We start from the raw sequence: 18,261 nt of genomic DNA, 5'->3' as shown, positions 1-18,261 counted from the left end.
TGCCTTACAGGCATACCTCAAATAAACCCGCAGCACCCATGCCACCGCCAATACACATGCTCACCACAACATATTTAACACCGCGACGCTTGCCTTCAATAAGGGCATGGCCCACCATACGCGCACCACTCATACCAAAGGGATGGCCAATGGCGATAGCGCCGCCATTCACGTTAAGTTTATTGTTATCAATACCTAGGTAGTCGCGCGAATAAATAAGCTGACACGCAAACGCTTCGTTAATTTCCCACAAACCAATATCATCAATTGATAAACCATGTTGTTTTAATAGCTTAGGAATAGCATACACAGGGCCAATACCCATTTCATCGGGATCGCAACCTGCAACCGCCATACCACGAAACACACCCATTGGCGCTAAGCCTTTTTGCGCCGCTAATTGTGAGTCCATTACCACGCAGGCTGATGCGCCGTCAGATAACTGACTTGCATTACCTGCTGTAATAAATTCACCTTGTGAAATAACGCGACCATCTTTCCACACCGGTTCTAAGCTTTGTAGGCTCTCAAGAGTTGTAGAAGGGCGGTTGCCTTCATCTTTAGCTAGTAATACGTCCTCAAAGGTCACTTCTTTGGTTTCGCGGTTAAATACTGATTTAGTAGATGCCATTGGCACAATTTCGTCATCAAACAGGTTGTTTTTTTGCGCCGCAGCAATACGCAGTTGCGACTGTAAGCTGTACTCATCTTGCGCTAAACGTGAAATGTTGTAGCGCTTAGCAACCACTTCAGCCGTTTCGATCATCTGCATATAGGCATGCTCTGAATGCGACAGTACTTTTTTTGAAATATTACGATAAGTATTTTTGTGTTTGTTTTGCACCATAGAAATAGATTCAACGCCACCGGCAACCACAATATCCATTGAACCAAGCATAATATTTTGCGCCGCAAAACCTATACTCATTAATCCAGATGAACACTGACGGTCAAGAGTCATACCCGGCACGCTATTAGGTAGGCCTGCAGCGGTCGCTGTTAAACGGCCCAAGTTATAGCCTTGAGTACCTTGCTGCGCTGCACAACCAATGATCACATCATCAACCTCAGCACCATCAATACCCGCGCGTTTAACGGCTTGCTCAACTGCATGACCTGATAATGCAGGCGCTTCGGTATCGTTAAAGGCACCACGAAAGGCTTTGCCCATAGGCGTTCTGGCGGTAGAAACTATAACTGCTTCGCGCATGATTATTCCTTTTTTATTTTGAAGTGCAAAGGCACTCTTACGGTTAAATTTTAGCTAGGTAATAATGCTGAGTTGCTGCAATAACACGTGTGTATTGGTTAAATTAGTCAGATTAATTGCAATTATTACCACGGGTGAAAATAGAGTTTTCCATATCTACATTAACCCTTATCGCGTCACTGTGAACATCGACCATTTGAGGTAGGCAATAACTAATTAGTAAAATAAAGAGAATTAGTAATTGGTTTGTACTGCTTATTAATTCGCTTATTGGGCGAGTTTAGCTTTAATAGTGATGAGTAAAGCAAGACAATATTTGCCGCGGATTTTAGAAAGGGAAACAGTTACAAACGGAATTAATTTTAATGAATTTACGTTGTGGTTCCTGCAATTTATTGAAAGTAGTTAGGGTATATTGACCGTTCATGGTTGAACCTTTTTCACTCTAGGGGGCTTTAATCGCGGTGCGAGATTTGTAACCTAGTATTCTCGGTAACTGTTTTTTCCTTATTCTACTAGCTTAAAACCAAGTAAAAATAAGTAAAAACGAGCAAAGCTTCCGCCGCTCACCTATACCCATGTAGATAAAAATAGTTCATCACCCTTGGCAAAACTACTCGATCAGCGTGTGTTTGGCATTTATACGTCGATATCACCTAGTTTGTGGGGAATAACGACATTACATAGGCTCTGTCTAACCTAAAAGCCAAGCAAATTGCTAAAAATTAAACCTTAGATGGTAAACAGGCTCTAATTAAAAAGAATTTTTTAAGTGGGAAAGTTGTTTTTTATTAATTAAACAGGCTAAAAAAACACATGAAATGAATGAAAAGTGAACGAGGTATTTAATTATGTTTAGCTAATAGAGTTTATAAAAGTTATTAGGATCAAATAAAGACAGTTTATTTTTTGTTTACCTAGTTTTACGTTGTTTATAAATTATAAACACATATTTTACACACAATTAAAACGGTTTTTAATTTGTGGGTCGTTGAGGCTTGTGAATTGTTTAGTACGCATATTTATAAAAATTAAGTACTAATACTATTACATTTAATTGCAGGGTTGTTTGATAAGTAAGCAAATGAAAACTCACTAAACCGTTATTTTATCTTAAGATTAAATCGTCTTACCGAAGTTGCTCAAAGGAAATGGCAATAATGAAAAAATATCTAGGTTATTTATTATGTTGCTTTGCATGTAATGCATATAGCAACGATGAAGTAGCACTTACTTTAGTTGGGTACATTTCACCTAAATGTGAGTTCACGGCAGAAAATAAAAACTTAATTATTTCTTCAGATGGCTTCGCTAATACAGAGTTAGCAATTAATTGTAACTCACCTATGCGGGTATCTATGCTGTCAGAAAACGGTGGTTTGCGCCACCAGCAGGGTACTCACTTAAATGCTTATAACGTTAACTTGTCAATTGCAGATGCTAATCAAAGTATGTCTGTTTCGTCACAGACCCTAACAGTATCACAAACATTTAATGTTGATAAAATTTTATTTAACAGCGTAGCAAAACTACAGTTAGAGCTAGTAGACCCTTTAATTTATGCAGGAAATTACCAGGATGTTATTCGCATAGAAATGACGCCATCTGCAGTCTCTGGTGGCGTGCGGTAAACCATTAATTATTAAACATAAACATATATCACATGGAAAAGGAATATAACAATGAAAAAGTTAATCGTATTATCAGCAATCGCAGCACTTACATCAGGTGCAGCACTAGCAGACAGCATAAACTTAGGTGCGGCTGTACAGTCTGTGTGTGGAGTTAGCAACACGGATACTGTTAAATATTTTCCAGCTTTAGCGCTCGGTAATAGTGCTACTGTTAATTTTAATCTTCAGTGTAATGATGTAGACGGCGCAACAATATCGCTAACAACTTCTGAAGGGCATTTACAAAATTCAGATAATGAAGATATGGGCGTTGGTTATACTGCAGCATTAAGTGCAGGTCCATTTGCGTTTACTTTAACTGCAGATGATGGTGCAAATGATCAGTCAGCATCTCAAAGCCAAGCAGGCACAGCTGCACTTGCAGCAGGCAGCATAGCGGGTACAATTTTAGTTACTGTTACACAAACACCTACATGGTCAGGGACGTATGCGGATACGCTTACACTAGGTATAACAGCTAATTAATTCGTCACTTTAAAAGGCAGTTATTAACTGCCTTTTTATTATTTAGAGGGAATTTTATGCGTTTATTTATAATTTTTATTTTATTTACAGCTTCTTACTCGGCATTGTCTTTTCAAGTACAACCTATGGTTGCAGAGGTACAACCTATGGGGAGCCAATCGCAACAAACAATACGCATAGCAAATACATCAGTAAATCCTTTAACTATTGAAATTACAGCATATGATTTATTAATAACGGATCAAGGAGATGAGTCGTTACGTGAAAATGAAGATGACTTTTTAATTATACCTATGACAACTATTATTCCTGCAGGAAAAAGCCAGTCAGTTATTGTTAGGTATATTGGTGAGCCTGTACTTTCCGCTTCAAAAGCTTATCGTTTAATGATTGATCAAGTAAAAGTTAATTTACAAGATGATAATACATCAGGTGTTGGTATGAGCTTGAGCTTTAGAACGTTACTTAATGTGGTTCCGCAAGGAGCAGAAGCCAAGTTAATGATTAAAAGTAAAGCACAAGCAGCAACTGGTGAGTGGAAAGTATTATTAGAAAATACCGGCAATAAATATATTCGCTTATCGCAAGCACAGTGGGTAATTAAGGGTAATAATGAAAAATTTGTGCTTGAAGGAGAAAGCTTAAGTAAAGCGTTAAGTGGAAAGCTGCTTTTACCTAACTCAAGTCGAGAAGTAACAATAAAAATACCAGCGCAATTTAATGCAGAGCAAAGTGAGTTAGAGGTGCTGTTTTAATGTGTAGGCTGCTGAATTATTACTTATTATTATTTGTAATGTTAGCTTTGCCCGCCTACGCTTTAGAAGTAACGCCCATGGTAGTTACTTTTTCACCAAATGGCGTGTCAAATGGTGCATCTAGTTTAATACATAACCAGTTACCACGTGATATTGCCTTTGATATACAGGTATACGAAATTCAATTTACACAAGATGAACCACAATTAGTGCCGTTAGAAGATTCGCCATTGTGGGTGTTTCCGCCGTCATTATTGCTACAAGCGGGGCAAAGTCAGCGTATTCAATTTAGATGGCTAGATAAAGTACTGCCAACCACAGATAAAAGTTACCAAGTTAGCTTGATTGAGCAACCATTAAACGCTCATTTAGCAGACAAAGCATCGCAATTGACCATGCTGCTTAATGTGAACTTAATTGTGCATGTAGATCAACCACAGTTAACAGCAGATTTAGCCGTTGGAGAGTCTCATATTGAGGGAACAGACATTATGGTAAATATAATAAATAAAGGCCCAGGTGCGAGTCGATTAAGTGATTATGAGATCAAGTTAACTGATGAAAGTTCTGGAGTATTAATAGAACGCATTTTAAAGCAGCAATTAAAGGCACAAGGGTATGACGTGTTTTTTGCACCTAATAGTAGCCACTATATAAAAATACCTAAACCAAAATCGATAAAAGAGGATAGTTTTAAAAGCTTACGCTTAGAATTGATGAGGTAATAAATATGCGTATATTTATTTGTTTATTATTAATTGTATTCACTCAAGTAAGCCTAGCAAAAATAAATCCATCTAACCGAACCATTGAGCTAAGTGTTGAGGCTGAGCTTAATAAAACAGATATTGGCAGAGTAACACTTGCTGTGGAGCCAGGTGATAATTTATTACTTAAGTGGAACGAAGTTGAAACAGTATTAAAGGAAGTGTTATACCCTGAAGGCCTTGCCATATTAAAAGCTAAGGTTGTTGATGGTTTGCTTAGCAAGCAAGCATTAGAAAAGTTTGGCTTTGTGGTTAACTTTGACCTAAGCGATTTTAGTTTAAAAATAAATGCCCCTCTTAATTTAACCCGCCCGCAAACATTAAGTTTAAAACCAGACTCTAGGCGACTAAAAGCTTCAGAAGTGGCCAATTTAAGTGGCTTTGTTAACCTGTATTCTAGCTACTTATATCAACAAAATAACAATACAGATACGACAGACAAACAGCTAGCCTTTCGTGCTGAAATGGTAATGAATTGGGGGGGCTGGGTAGTAGAAAATGAACTTGAGTATTTATCAGATGTTGAGGCAACATCATCAAATGTTAAACGTTTAGGCACACGCTTAGTGCATGACTTACCGTTAAAAGGTATGCGTGTATCAATAGGCGATAACTACAGCTCAGGAAGTTACTTTCAATCTACATCACGTATTTTGGGAATTTCGCTTGCTCATGACTTCTCGCTAGTATCCGATAGGCCAATAAGACCCAGTGCCTCTAGAAGCTTTACTTTAGAAAGCCCATCTTCTGTAGAAGTATTGGTTGACGATAGGATTGTACAGCGATTAAATTTAACTGCAGGCATATATTCATTAGATGATATACCGTTGAATGAGGGAAGTAATAATATAAGTTTGCGGATCACTGATATTGCAGGGGTAGTACGATACGTTAATTTTGATGTAACCACGGGCTTAGATTTATTTGCAGAGGGACAGCTAGAATATGAGATTCATATTGGAGTGCCATCGACATTAACCGATCAGCTAAATTACGATAATGACAGCCCATTGATAAGTACCTATCTTGATTATGGGGTATCGCCTAGTTGGACTATTGGCTTTACAGCGCAGGCAGATGAATTTATACAACAAGCAGGCTTTAAAAGTATTTATGCTGCCAATATTGGCCAATTTGCATTTGAAAATGCAGTGAGTTTTGGCGACGAAACAGGACACGCTTACCGATTGGTATATAGTAGCTTTACAGACAGAAGTGAATTACCACAAGATATTAGTTTTGGTTATGAGTACTCTACTGAAAACTTCCGTGCTGTAGGCTATCGACCTGATCTACAAGGTAGTGCTCGACTACGAGAACACTTTATTCAGGCAAACTATAGCTTTTTTAATAGCCCTACTTTACGTACTTCTTTTTTTGCCAACCTATCAAGAGCACATAATGAAGCTCAGTTTGATAAATCAGTAGGGTTAAGTTTATCTGGTGATTTAAGTAACAACCGTTGGCGTTATAGCCTAGGCGCTCAATGGGATGAAATAGCAGATAATGCAGAGTGGGGAATTAGGCTCTCTTTAACCTATAAGTTTAGTAATGATCGACGTTTAAAGTTATCTCACCAATCACGTAGAAACAAAACACGTTTAGAGTATACCCAAGATGCTAATCAACGTTATGTAGGTGCCTTTAGTTTAAGAACGGGAATTGAACATAATGACCAAAATGAAGCATTATTTGACTTAAACACACAATATAATGGCAACCGGTTCTTAGCTAGTTTAGACCATGCTAGCTTTTATGAGCAATTAAATGCAAGTTCAGCTTATCATCAAAGTCGGGTTAGTTTTGCATCCAGCGTAGCATTTGCAGAAGATGATTGGGCAATAGGTAAGCCTATATACGACAGCTTTGCTTTAATTAAACCCCACTCGAGCCTAAAAGATAAAAAAATAACCTTGGGCCAATACAAAGATCAATACAGAGCAAACAATGCAGATTTTGATACTATTTTATTACATGATATTAGCTCATACGATAATTCGGCTATTTCAGTAGATGTAGAAGATTTGGAGCCTGGGTATGATATTGGGGCGGGTTTAGTGGTGTTTTTCCCATCTTATCGCAGTGGGTATAGTGTAATGATTGGTACTGCTGCAAATATATCGGTTATCGCCACTTTACTAGATCAACAACAACAGCCGTTAGCATTACAAGTGGGTGTTGCTGTATGTTCAGATAATACTGAAAAACAACATAAGTTTTTTACAAATAAATCGGGTCGTTTTGCATTAACTGGGCTTACCCCTTGTAGCTATGAAGTGACATTAAATAATAGCGAAAAATCGCAATTTATTTTAGATGTAAAAGAAGGTGAGCAACTACAAAGAAAAGGAAAGATTTATGTACACTAAACAAACGGTTACCTTTATTAGCGGCTTAGCTTTATTACTTTTACCTTATATTAGCTACGCACAGTGTGATGCAAGGTTAAATAATATTGACCACTTATTTGATGACTTTGATCAGTACCATGCATTACAAAAAGTAGATGCAAAAAAGCAGCTGCGCATTAATGTAATAAATGACGAACAGTGCCAGCTACATATTATACTAACCAGTGAAAACCAAGCGCAGCTAAAAGGCGCTTTTCAAAGTATTGCTTATCAATTTCGCAGCGATACTCAGCAATTAGTCAGCTCATCAATTAGTCGTTTACAACTAGTAGAGTCAGCGGCTGAAGTTGAACTTTTGATCCCATCGGGTACACCGGTAAAGGCAGGGTTATACACAGATAGATTGCAAATAAAACTTTATGATCAAAATAATCAGCTGCTCGATGAGCGTCAACTTGACATTGAAACAGATATTGCCCCAAGAACCAGCCTGTCGGTGCTTGGTTATAATACTTTTGCAAATACCATTAACTTAGGAGAGTTAATACCTCTGCAAGAATACGCTATGTTACCTAGCCTGCAAGTAGTGACTAATTCAGATGTTCGGCTGCGTGTTAGCTCTGATAATAAAGGTAAGTTAGTGCACAGTATGTATCAGCAACAATATGCGATAGATTATAATTTAGATTTGGCGGGTAATTGGTTAGGATTGAGTCATGATACAAATAAAACGTTTTCATACGCTGGGCAAACTGTGTTTTTATTGCCACTTAAAATACAGTTAGCTGACTTTAAAGAGCAAGCTGCAGGTGAGTATTCAGATACTATAAGGTTTCAAATTAGCCCACTTAACTATTAACTTTGTTTAAGTTTTTTTGACACCATGCAAGTGCTTGCTGCTTATTTTTAACGGCGATTTTTTGATACACCTTATGTAAATGAACTCGCACAGTTGCTTCGCTGATAAACAGGCTATCGGCAATAGCACTGGAGTGCATTCCTGAAAACAGTAAGTTTAAAACTTTAATTTCTTTACAGGTAAGGTTATTCGACTGCAGTGTTGTTTGTTGCTCGCTAGCCAGCATTTGCCTCATCCAACAATCAGTAACTGCGCGAGGAAACCAAAGTTCTCCCTTATTAATCGCTTCTAACCCTTGGTGAAAAAGAGCTTCGTCTGTATTAGCATAAAATAAGCCCTTTAAGTTAGGCCATTCTTTTAATGGAATAACATCACTGTCTTTAGGCACGTCAAAAATAACAAGCCCTTGGTGCTCATTTTTTAACATAAACTGATTAATTAGTTCATAGTTAGTGATAACGTTAAGTGCTTGATAATTTACCAGCAGTATATTGTATTGTGTCGCCACACAAAATAAAGAAGTATACCCGGAAGTATTTAAACACTTTATCTGTTTATTCGTTACATTTTCAATTGCCATAAATTTATTCCATATACTTAAGTATTAATACTATATTCCTAAGTTCAGTTAATATCAATGGTGGAATAATGTACAAATCGTTTGTTATTTAACTTAAATCGCTTGTTTAATTGTAGTATACGCAATAGGCTCTGTGGGTTTATTTACCTCTTCATTTTAATAATTTAAGGTGAATGGCGTTTTACTGAATAACTTTTAGCGAGGAGTTGTGGCGCGGCAGGGTTTTTATTAATAAAATATTAGAAAATGATACATATCATCTTGTTTATATCATATAATTTACATCCAGAGGAAAGATGCTACAACGCATCTTTTTTTATGCCTACAATTTATATTTTATAAAAATATAACGCATAACAAAACCTATACCCTTTGGAGATTATTTTTGAAATTACGCAACCTCTCACCGTTAAGCTTAGCAATTATTGCTGCACTCACTACCTCAGTAAATGCAGAAGAAACCAAAACAACAGCAAAGCAAGACGCATTTGAAAAAATAGAAGTAACCGCTCGTAAACGTACAGAAAGCTTATTTGAGTCTCCAACCGCAATTACATCAATTGGTGCAAACCTCATTGATAAAGCCAATATGAGTAATTTAGAAGATATTGGTAAGTATGTACCTAATTTAAATATTACTCGTTATGGCGTGGGGAACTCTGCACATGCATCTGTGTTTATTCGCGGTATAGGCCTTCAAGATCATGTTATTACTACCGATCCTGGTGTTGGGGTTTACTTAGATGGTGTGTATTTAGGCCGTCAAATGGGGTCAAATTTATCGCTACCGAATGTTGAGCGTGTAGAAGTATTACGTGGCCCTCAAGGTACTTTATATGGCCGTAATACTTTAGGTGGCGCGGTTAATGTAATAACCAAGCAACCAGGTGATGAAGGCATTTTAACAACGACTGCAAAAGTGGGTAGCCGCGGTCGTGTAGCAGGCGATATTTACTTTAATAACGCATTAACTGATGATTTGAGTATGTCGGCAAGTGCGTCATACAAACAGCGTGATGGGGTGGGTACTGCAGTTAATTTAGCTAACCCAGAAAAGGAAATTGGTGAAGAGCAAGAGTTTAGTGGCCGTGTTGCATTTAAATACCAAGCAACTAGCGACCTTGCATTTACTTTTTCTTTAGATGGCGTTGATAACGAATCGGGCCAATCGCCTTATACAATTGAGCTTACCGCACCACTTGACCCAAATGATCAGAACAATGGCGACTTCCCATTATTAACACCAGAGTTAATTCCGGCAAATCCAGATGATTTAGGCACAACCGTTGCGGGTATTGAATCAACTTCTTACTCAGGTTGGGGTACTTCATTTGCTGCTGATTGGGCAATTAACGACACTTATACAAGTAAGTTTATCTCAAGCTACCGTACCTCTGAGTATGAAGGTGGTTTAGATGATGATGCATCAGCGCTTAATTTATCTGAGTTTCCAGAGCAAGGTGGTGCTGATCAATACTCATTTGAAGTTCAGTTAAACGCAACGTTTGACAACATGGACTTTGTATCTGGCTTATACTTCTTTAATGAAGATGGCTTTACCCGTTCAGAAGACTTTGTATTTAGCCCATACAATACGCCTGACAGTTTTGGCTTCTTCGAAATAAATCAAGAAACCAACTCTTATGCTGCTTACTTTAATGCCGGCTACGATTTAACCGACGATTTAAGCATTGGTGGTGGCCTGCGCTACTCAAAAGATAAAAAAGAAGCGAATGCGATTTTTCCATCTTTTGCCGAACGTAAATATGTATCTGCAGACTTTGATGCTGTGACATGGGATATAAATGCTTCGTACCAGCTTAGTAATAATATGAATGTGTATGGTCAAGTTCAAAAAGGTTACCAAACAGGTGGCTTTCCACCGCGTCCATTTGGCGGGCCTGATCAGTTTTCATCATTTGATGAAACAAAAGCAATTAACTACGAAATTGGCTTAAAAGGCCAAGTACACGAAAATGTATCTATGATGTTGGCTGTATTTGTAACTGACTACACAGATTTAGCGCTGCCATTTTCAGACCCTACTTCGGGCGGTGGTTTTGTAACTATCGTTGAAAATGCTGGTCAATCAAAAGCGCAAGGTATTGAGCTTGAAACAACAGTAGCCATTACTGACGACTTTACTATTCGCAGTGCAGTGGGTTATTTAGATTCAGAAATTAGTGAAGTAGCAGCAGGCGTACAAGGAATTGGTAAAGGCGATTCGCCTGCATTAACACCACGCTGGACTGTGATGATTGCGCCTTCATATTTTATGGATTTAAATAACGGTGGCACTCTGGCTTTTAATGCAAACTACTCGTACCGCAGTGAAATGCAAGGTCAGTCAGTATTTAACTATAGCGAAACAATTGATTCTCGTGAGTTAGTTGGCTTTAATATTTCTTACACTAACCCGTACGGCGATATGGAAGTAACGCTATATGGTGAAAACGTATTAAACGAAGTGTACGATGTAGGACGCCTACAACAAACTGGTTTTGTTGGCGTTATGCGCAGTAATGACCGCAGTGAATTTGGTTTAAAGTTCAAAAAAGACTTCGAGCTGTAAACTAATTTAGCTAACGCATTTAAACAAAAAAGGTAAGCCGCGGCTTACCTTTTTTAATATTAGTAGGGCAAAATTAATCTTTGTTAAGATCTTTACGTGCTTGCTCAATTTCTTCGGCAATTTCACGTGCTTTTTGTTTGGTTTTTTCGGTTAGCTCGCCTGCCGTTTCTTTACTTTTTATCCACGCATCAACAGCAACTTCTTTGCCGTCATCGTACATATCTAAACCCATTGCTTTACTTTGCTGTAATAACTGATTTAGCGACTCGTCATGTTTAATTTCGTGAGTAGTTTCTTTTACTTTAGTCCACGCTTTATCTAGCTCTTGCTGTACTTGAGCACCGGTGTCTTTGGCGTCTTCTTTGATCTCTTTGGCATCTTCACACGCGGTTAATGTAAGTAAAGTACCTAATAATGCTAAACCTGCTAATTTATTCATGTGTAATTTTTCCATCGATATAAAATAATATTTAACACCATTATAAGTAACGAAAATGAACATACCCGTAACAAAACGATTAAATTTTAAATTAATGGATAAAAGTGATTGCCCTAAGCTGTTTAAATTGGCTCAATACTTGGGTGTAACTACGGTTTATTGAGCCCCGAGCATTAAGCTCGGGGGTTATTCGAATTAGCCTATTGCGGGTATTAATCCGGCCATTTGTAAGCCTTGGGCACTAATAATAGTTAAACCGCATAATGCCGCAATGGCTAAGCCAATATTACCGCTGCGTACTTTATAACCTGTGTTTTGTGTACTTTTACGTTGCTTATAAACCATAGCTACAGGTAAAAAAACGGCCAAAATCACTAAGGCAATCGCTGCGTAGCCAAGCGCCATAATAAACCCTTGCGGATAAAATATGGCAAAACCAAGAGGAGGTATAAAGGTAATTAATGCCGTTTTAATTCGATCCGCTTTTGTATCTGCTTTTTTGAAAGTGTCGGCAAAAAAGTCAAACAAGCCTAAACTTACACCCAAAAATGAAGTGGCCAATGCAAGATCAGCAAATAACTTAACGGCAGTGGCAACGTTTGGGTTGTGCGCAATGCTCGCCATGCTTTGTACAAAGCCACTTAAACCTTGGCTATTGAGCAAATCATTTTGACTCATAATACCCTGGCTTAATATTTGCCAAAAAATATAAATACCTAACGGTAGCGTTGCACCCGCTATCATTACTTTACGCAGTGTTTTTATGTCTAATCCTACGTATTTAACAATTGAAGGAATAGAGCCATGAAAGCCAAATGAGGTAAATACCACCGGAATAGCCGAGAGTATTAAGCCTTGCTCTACTGGCATTTCAAGTAAATGTTGGCCATGTACATAAGGCGTTAACATATAAAACAGGCTGGCAAGTACCACAATTTTTATTGAAAACAGCACTCTATTAAATTTATCGACCTTACTGGTACCCAGAGTTACGACACCAGCAATTAAAACCGCCAGTAAAACAGAGGCCAGTTGCGGTGCAATACTCACGTTAAACCCCGTGTTTATGCGATCTTGAAGTTGTGCGCCACCACCAGCAATATAAGCTGCACACAAAGCGTAAAATAAAAATATCACCGAAAAGTTAGCTACATATTGCCCGCGTTTGCCAAGCCAAAGTTTAGCTAAGGTATTTAGCGTCGCATCGCGAGGAGCATATTGATGGAGCTCAAGCATTAGCAGTGCAGTGTAGGTCATTAATAACCAACAACCGACAATTAATGTCAGCGCAGTACTAAACCCTAGTCCGGCTGATGCAATTGGTAAGGCCAGCATACCTGCACCTATGGTAGTACCTGCAACAATTAACATGCTACCTATTGTTTTATTTTTAAGCACTTAATGATCCTGATCAATCTTGAGAGGTACGCAAGATATAACTAGTTAACCAAAACTTAAATAGTTTTGTTATAAAAGAAATAAAATAAAGTGTAATTATCTATTTACAACTGTAATTTAAATGCATCTTTTATTAATATTAACTATTAAAAAAGTGCTTTAAGCGTATAGTTTATTTGAAGTTTTTTGAGTTTTATTGTTAATGGCTAAGGAGCGGCATGTGCCAATTAAAGTATCGTACTTTATAATGATTCTTATATGGTCAACCACACCATTAGGTATAGTGTGGAGCAGCGATACAGTATCGCCAACATTAGCGGTTTTATTACGTATGTTGGTAGGGCTTACTTTAGGTGCTGTAATTATAGCTATTACGCGTATTAGGGTGCCGTGGAATAAAAATGCCTGCTTACTTTATTTTTACTCTAGCATAGGTATTTTTGGTGGCATGTTACTTAGTTATATGGCGGCTAAAACAGTGCCCTCAGGCATTATTTCATTAATGTTTGGCTTAGCGCCTATTTTATCGGGCTTACTTGCCCAGCAACTCCTTAACGAGCCTAAGTTTAGTGCAATTAAGCTAATCGCACTTGCATGTGCCCTAATCGGATTATATTTTGTCAGCTATAACCAAATTAAGCACTCGCAAACTCAGGGGCTTGGTTTGTTATATGTGTTTATAGCGGTGTGTTTTTTTAGTTTAAGTGGAGTGATGATCAAGCGGGTTAAAATTGCTATTCACCCTATGGCAACTACATTTGGTGCTCTGGTGTTTGTAACACCTTTATTTTTTATTGCTTGGTTGCTGCTAGACGGTGAATTAAATATACAAAATTGGAGTGCTAAATCAATATGGGCTATTGGTTATTTAGGAGTATTTGGCTCATTGTTAGGAGCGCTGGCGTATTTTCATGTATTACAAAACTTAAATGCCAGTACTGTTGCACTTACCACGCTTATTACCCCAAGTTTTGCATTAGGGCTTAGCGCATGGCTTAATAATGAACCGCTTAGCAAGGAGCTTATTAGTGGTGCGGTTATTATTTTACTAAGCTTAGGTGTGTTTCAGTTTGGCGAGCAAATAGTTAATCGAAATAAGCAAAAAATATGATGTTAAAGCATCATATTTTCGCTATTTGAATTACTAATCTACGGTTTTTGTTGCGCCCTAAAATAGTATCGTTAGTGTCTACAAAACGTTTTTCACCTAACCCATCGGTATGCACTTTAGTTTCATCAACACCTAAACTAATCATATAATCTTTAATTGCTTTAGCGCGTGTTTTAGAAAGGTCTAGGTTATTCCATCGACCGCCATAGCTATCGGTATAAGACGCTATATTAATTGACTCAATACTTGGATCATTTTTTAAGTATTCAGCAATTTTATCTAAACGTTGCTGCGAAGATTTAGTTAATTTACTGCTGTTAGACTGATAGTTCATTACCGTAAACGAAATATCTTCAAAGCTATATGGCAGTAATTCATCGCGGCATTGTAAAAAGGCCCAATAGGCTTGTTTAAAATTAACCCCCGACATGCCTACGGCAATTTTATCGGCACTATTTTGCCAGTCTTGATAATAAAAAGTAGGCTGATTACCTTTTTCAAGTTCGGTGAGCATTTCCCATGCGGTTTTATTACCCAGTTCGCCGTCAAACTTTTTAAGTAACTTCATGTCAGCTATATCGCGAACTGGCGTACCGGCTCGCCATGCTGGTGGCACTGCTTTTAAGCCCGCAATAGCGTAATTATCAGGGCGAACAACCATATCTAAATTAAAAGTAAGGTCTTTGTTTTTACTTGCATTAACATTAAATATGGCTTCGCCATAATATGGAACTTCATGATTTAACTGGCATTGTAAACGAGAGGTTTTAACTACTTGCCAATTAGAGTTGTCTTGATCGGCAATGTATTGGCGCATAGCACCATAGCTGCTATAACTGCAAAGTGCGCTGGTAATACCAAGGCTAATAAATAACAACTTAAACTTCATCGGGAATTCTCCAGTAAATCAGTATTGCCAATAATTTGGCAAAATACCGTGTAATAGCACTTAATAGTAAACAATACTGAGTAAGCTCTAACTGTAAAGCAAATTACATGCCTATAGTTTTAGCTATAATTAATCAATAAATCCCCTAGCCGAAAGGCCCCCAATTTTGACATAATAGATGGCTTACACCTACAAACCAAGAAGACTATGGCAAATACTGAGCAAACACTTTTCGCAAAACGCTTTCGCGGCTTTTTTCCAGTGGTAATTGATGTTGAAACTGGCGGGTTTAATAAAGATACCGACGCTTTATTAGAAATTGCAGTATCTGTTTTAAAAATGGATGATGAAGGATTGCTTAGCATAGATCACACGGTGCACTTTCATGTAGAACCGTTTGCAGACGCTAACATTGAACAAGCGGCCATTGAGTTCAATGGTATTGATCCATTTTCAGCACTGCGCGGTGCCGTGCCTGAAGAGCATGCAATTAAAGAAATTTGCAAAGTTGTGCGCAAAGCGCAAAAAGCAGCCGGCTGCCAACGTTCAGTTGTGGTTGCGCATAATGCAGCATTCGATCATGGTTTTTTAAATGCAGCAATAGAGCGCAATAATATAAAGCGCACGCCGTTCCATCCATTTGTAAGTTTTGATACTACATCGTTAGCAGGGCTTGCTTTAGGGCAAACTGTACTTGCCAAAGCATGTAGAGCAGCGGGTATTGAATTTGATAATAGCCAAGCACACTCAGCACTTTACGATACAGAGCGTACCGCTGAGCTTTATTGTTTAATAGTGAATCGCTGGCAACAACTAGGCGGTTGGCCACTAGCGCCATTAGAAAACACCGATACTGAGTTACAAGTAGATGATATTGACAGCGATGATGCTAAAACGTCTGAGTAATTTTACCTTCGCTTAGCTTGACTAAATGGGGCGGATAAATACGCGAAAACTGCTTAGTGTCTTTTGCTATTTTAAGCTCCACACCCGGATGCATTAAATCGTTAACTTTTAAGTGGCTGGTGGCCAATAGTTGCATTATTTTATGCTTAATAAGCTGTTTTTGACGTTGTAACTGGGCAGTACGTGTTTGTATATGCTGCTCGTTAAGTTTTATTTTATCTAAATATAGTTGACGTTGTGCCGGCGCTGGGATTTTGTTGGCCTTAATTCGCGCATTTTTTAGCACAGCAGATTTATCAGCAAGCAGCTTTTCAAAGTCAAAAATTTCAGTTTGCTTTTCTCTCAGTTCAAACCAATGTTGTGCTAAAAACACCTTGGTTTTAGTTCCTGCGGGCGCACCCAGCTCACCAGTTTCAAGACGCAGTGCATCTAATATATTACCGCCAATTATTTTACCGCGCGGATTGTTCGCTTTTCCTACTCTAATTAATCGCTTAGCGCGTAAATCACAATGTAAAGCCTGGCGTTCAATAAAGAGATCTTGCGCTGTTTCTATGTGGCAATACTGCGCATATCCAACGCAAATAGTCCGCTGAGCAATTATGTGGCAACTAAATGCTTCATCAACTTCGCGCTTTCGGCCAATGGCACCTAGCATAATGGTTACTGCACCTTTACTGTGTATTGTTCCTGATTCTACAAAGCCTAAAACAGTAATGTCGCCATTCGCTTTAACATGCATACCATCTTTAATATCACCACTAATAATTACGCTACCGGTAAAGTTAATATGGCCGGTGCTTACATCTACGTTATCAAAACATAACACGTCATCCACACGCATTCCACGGGGGAGGGCAACTGGTACGCCTTTGCAATCAGCTATTAATATATTTGGGTTATTAGGATCTATTTTGGTTCCCTCAAAGGGCTGCAATTGATGCTCTTTTCCGGGCTTTGCTAAAATAATATCGCCAAATACAGTATAACCATCTTCACCTAAAGTAGCCGCAACTCGCTGCATAAGTGGCGTGCCTGGTTTTACCGTAATAATTGCCCCTAAATTTTTCATATCAACTTTACCGCCTTCCTTAGCTTGCGGGCTAAGTACGCGATCTTGTGCGGTTGAACACAAACGTACAAATTTGGCGTCAAGGCCTTTTTTAGGGTTACGGCCATGCGCAATAATTGCAGAATATTCGCTTCCTGCTGGGTGCTCAAATTGCTGTCCTAAAAAGTTATCTAAGGCTTGTGGGCTTATGCCCTTACTAATACCAGCATCAAAAAGTGCTTTTTGTGCGTCTTGCATTGATAGCAATACACCACCTTTTGCCGTTTTAATCGTTGCTTCGGCTACCATATTTTTGTCATCAATATTAATAGTAATAGCGGCATTAATTGCGTGTGCAACAATTAACGATTCGCTTTGGTAATTTTTACTTTGCGTAAATAACTTACTAATATTGACAGCTATAATCTCAAAGTCACAATACTGAGATTGCTCTATCAATGTTATTAACTGTGTTGTTGTTGCTATAAAACCACTGTCTATAGGATGCTTTAATAAAGACAAGTACCCTGTTTGTTGATTAAATGAGAAAACCGACATTTATAAATTCCCTACGTAATATGCCTGTTATTATTTTATTTTTTATATAAAGATCAAAATTTGTTATTAAATAAATTTTAATCTCGTATTTGAGCACAAAGCAGAGAGAGTGTTAAGTAAATGTTATTGCTTACTCGGGTTGTTTGCATAGCTTTGCCTGTTTAATGCACAATAGTGCTTAGTAAATAAAATAAAGCGTCGAAGGCCCTTGAGTATCAGCATGTTACTCGGTTATACTAGCCGTACGCTCTGAATGAGTTACTAATTCAGGGGCTGATTAGGATTCGACGGAATTCAAGAAGCCCAAGGTGCATGTCGAGGTGCGGTTTGCCTCGTTAAACAGCCGCAACCTAAAGTAATCGCAAACGACGATAACTACTCTCTAGCGGCTTAGGCCAGCTAGCGCTCCTTCTATGTATTCTTGTGGACTAGATTTTGGAGTGTCACCCTAACACCTGATCGCGATGGAAACCCTGGCCGGGGTTGAAGCGTTAAAACTAAGCGGCCTCGCCTTTATTTACCGTGTTTGTCCGGGACTTAAAGGTTAATTAAATGACAATACTAAGCATGTAGTACCGACGGTCGAGGCTTTTCGGACGGGGGTTCAAATCCCCCCAGCTCCACCAATATCGGTTTTTAGATTCGTTTATCTAAAA

The 18,261-nt window shown here is 38.4% G+C and carries 15 protein-coding genes and 1 other RNA gene; 10 read left to right on the top strand and 6 right to left on the bottom strand.

Annotation, left to right across the window (positions count from 1 at the left end):
- Positions 1–4 precede the first annotated feature (4 nt).
- Positions 5–1,210, bottom strand: a complete 1,206-nt coding sequence (locus RB215_RS10335; RefSeq protein WP_309216320.1) for an acetyl-CoA C-acyltransferase — start codon at positions 1,208–1,210, stop codon at positions 5–7.
- A gap of 1,160 nt (positions 1,211–2,370) precedes the next feature.
- Between RB215_RS10335 and RB215_RS10330 the strand changes: the two genes are divergently transcribed.
- From RB215_RS10330 to RB215_RS10305, 6 genes are read left to right on the top strand one after another with little or no spacing between them, the layout of a single operon-like run.
- Complete coding sequence (locus RB215_RS10330) at positions 2,371–2,841, top strand: hypothetical protein (protein ID WP_011328783.1); 471 nt, start codon at positions 2,371–2,373, stop codon at positions 2,839–2,841.
- A gap of 51 nt (positions 2,842–2,892) precedes the next feature.
- The gene (locus RB215_RS10325) at positions 2,893–3,369 is read left to right on the top strand and encodes a hypothetical protein (RefSeq protein WP_011328782.1); all 477 of its coding nucleotides are present in this window, start codon (positions 2,893–2,895) and stop codon (positions 3,367–3,369) included.
- A 56-nt stretch (positions 3,370–3,425) separates the two neighbouring features.
- Positions 3,426–4,124 carry a molecular chaperone gene (locus tag RB215_RS10320; protein ID WP_179807442.1) on the top strand — a complete coding sequence of 233 codons (699 nt, stop codon included), beginning with the start codon at positions 3,426–3,428 and terminating at the stop codon, positions 4,122–4,124.
- A complete protein-coding gene (locus RB215_RS10315) occupies positions 4,124–4,849 on the top strand; it encodes a hypothetical protein (protein WP_041454511.1) in 726 nt (241 codons plus the stop codon). Before RB215_RS10320 ends, RB215_RS10315 begins: the two co-directional genes overlap by 1 nt.
- 5 nt (positions 4,850–4,854) lie before the next feature.
- A complete protein-coding gene (locus RB215_RS10310) occupies positions 4,855–7,260 on the top strand; it encodes a fimbria/pilus outer membrane usher protein (protein ID WP_309216319.1) in 2,406 nt (801 codons plus the stop codon).
- Complete coding sequence (locus tag RB215_RS10305; RefSeq protein WP_309216318.1) at positions 7,250–8,101, top strand: hypothetical protein; 852 nt, start codon at positions 7,250–7,252, stop codon at positions 8,099–8,101. The genes RB215_RS10310 and RB215_RS10305 overlap by 11 nt, the downstream gene beginning before the upstream one ends.
- Here the strand turns inward: RB215_RS10305 and RB215_RS10300 are convergent.
- Positions 8,091–8,681: a LuxR C-terminal-related transcriptional regulator gene (locus tag RB215_RS10300; protein ID WP_182684175.1), complete on the bottom strand. Its 591-nt coding sequence runs from the start codon at positions 8,679–8,681 to the stop codon at positions 8,091–8,093. The two genes, RB215_RS10305 and RB215_RS10300, sit on opposite strands and share 11 nt — an antisense overlap.
- A 385-nt stretch (positions 8,682–9,066) precedes the next feature.
- On the opposite strand from RB215_RS10300, the gene RB215_RS10295 reads away from it, so the two are divergent.
- Positions 9,067–11,253, top strand: a complete 2,187-nt coding sequence (locus RB215_RS10295; protein ID WP_089368579.1) for a TonB-dependent receptor — start codon at positions 9,067–9,069, stop codon at positions 11,251–11,253.
- 73 nt (positions 11,254–11,326) lie between these two features.
- Here RB215_RS10295 and RB215_RS10290 read toward each other — a convergent pair whose 3' ends face one another.
- Together RB215_RS10290 and RB215_RS10285 are read right to left on the bottom strand one after the other, a co-directional pair.
- Positions 11,327–11,692, bottom strand: a complete 366-nt coding sequence (locus RB215_RS10290) for a hypothetical protein (protein WP_041454510.1) — start codon at positions 11,690–11,692, stop codon at positions 11,327–11,329.
- A gap of 195 nt (positions 11,693–11,887) precedes the next feature.
- A complete protein-coding gene (locus RB215_RS10285) occupies positions 11,888–13,090 on the bottom strand; it encodes an aromatic amino acid transport family protein (RefSeq protein ID WP_080516816.1) in 1,203 nt (400 codons plus the stop codon).
- 220 nt (positions 13,091–13,310) lie between these two features.
- Here RB215_RS10285 and RB215_RS10280 point away from each other — a divergent pair, with 220 nt between their 5' ends.
- Entirely contained in the window at positions 13,311–14,201 is an 891-nt protein-coding gene (locus RB215_RS10280) for a DMT family transporter (RefSeq protein WP_309216317.1), read from the top strand.
- A 10-nt stretch (positions 14,202–14,211) separates the two neighbouring features.
- On the opposite strand, the gene RB215_RS10275 is transcribed toward RB215_RS10280, so the two are convergent.
- Entirely contained in the window at positions 14,212–15,090 is an 879-nt protein-coding gene (locus RB215_RS10275; protein ID WP_011328772.1) for an OmpA family protein, read from the bottom strand.
- Positions 15,091–15,297: 207 nt separating this feature from the next.
- On the opposite strand from RB215_RS10275, the gene rnt reads away from it, so the two are divergent.
- Positions 15,298–15,996 carry a ribonuclease T gene (gene rnt / locus RB215_RS10270; RefSeq protein WP_011328771.1) on the top strand — a complete coding sequence of 233 codons (699 nt, stop codon included), beginning with the start codon at positions 15,298–15,300 and terminating at the stop codon, positions 15,994–15,996.
- Here the strand turns inward: rnt and RB215_RS10265 are convergent.
- Positions 15,980–17,605: a DUF342 domain-containing protein gene (locus tag RB215_RS10265; RefSeq protein WP_197108192.1), complete on the bottom strand. Its 1,626-nt coding sequence runs from the start codon at positions 17,603–17,605 to the stop codon at positions 15,980–15,982. The genes rnt and RB215_RS10265 overlap by 17 nt on opposite strands.
- A gap of 269 nt (positions 17,606–17,874) precedes the next feature.
- On the opposite strand from RB215_RS10265, the gene ssrA reads away from it, so the two are divergent.
- Positions 17,875–18,231: a transfer-messenger RNA gene (gene ssrA / locus RB215_RS10260) on the top strand.
- The last annotated feature ends 30 nt before the right edge of the window (positions 18,232–18,261 follow it).

This window comes from Pseudoalteromonas sp. HL-AS2, from assembly GCF_031198805.1.
Taxonomy (GTDB): Bacteria; Pseudomonadota; Gammaproteobacteria; order Enterobacterales; family Alteromonadaceae; genus Pseudoalteromonas; species Pseudoalteromonas nigrifaciens.
Note: the sequence above shows the minus strand (reverse complement) of the source record. Positions and strands in the feature narration are given on the sequence as shown.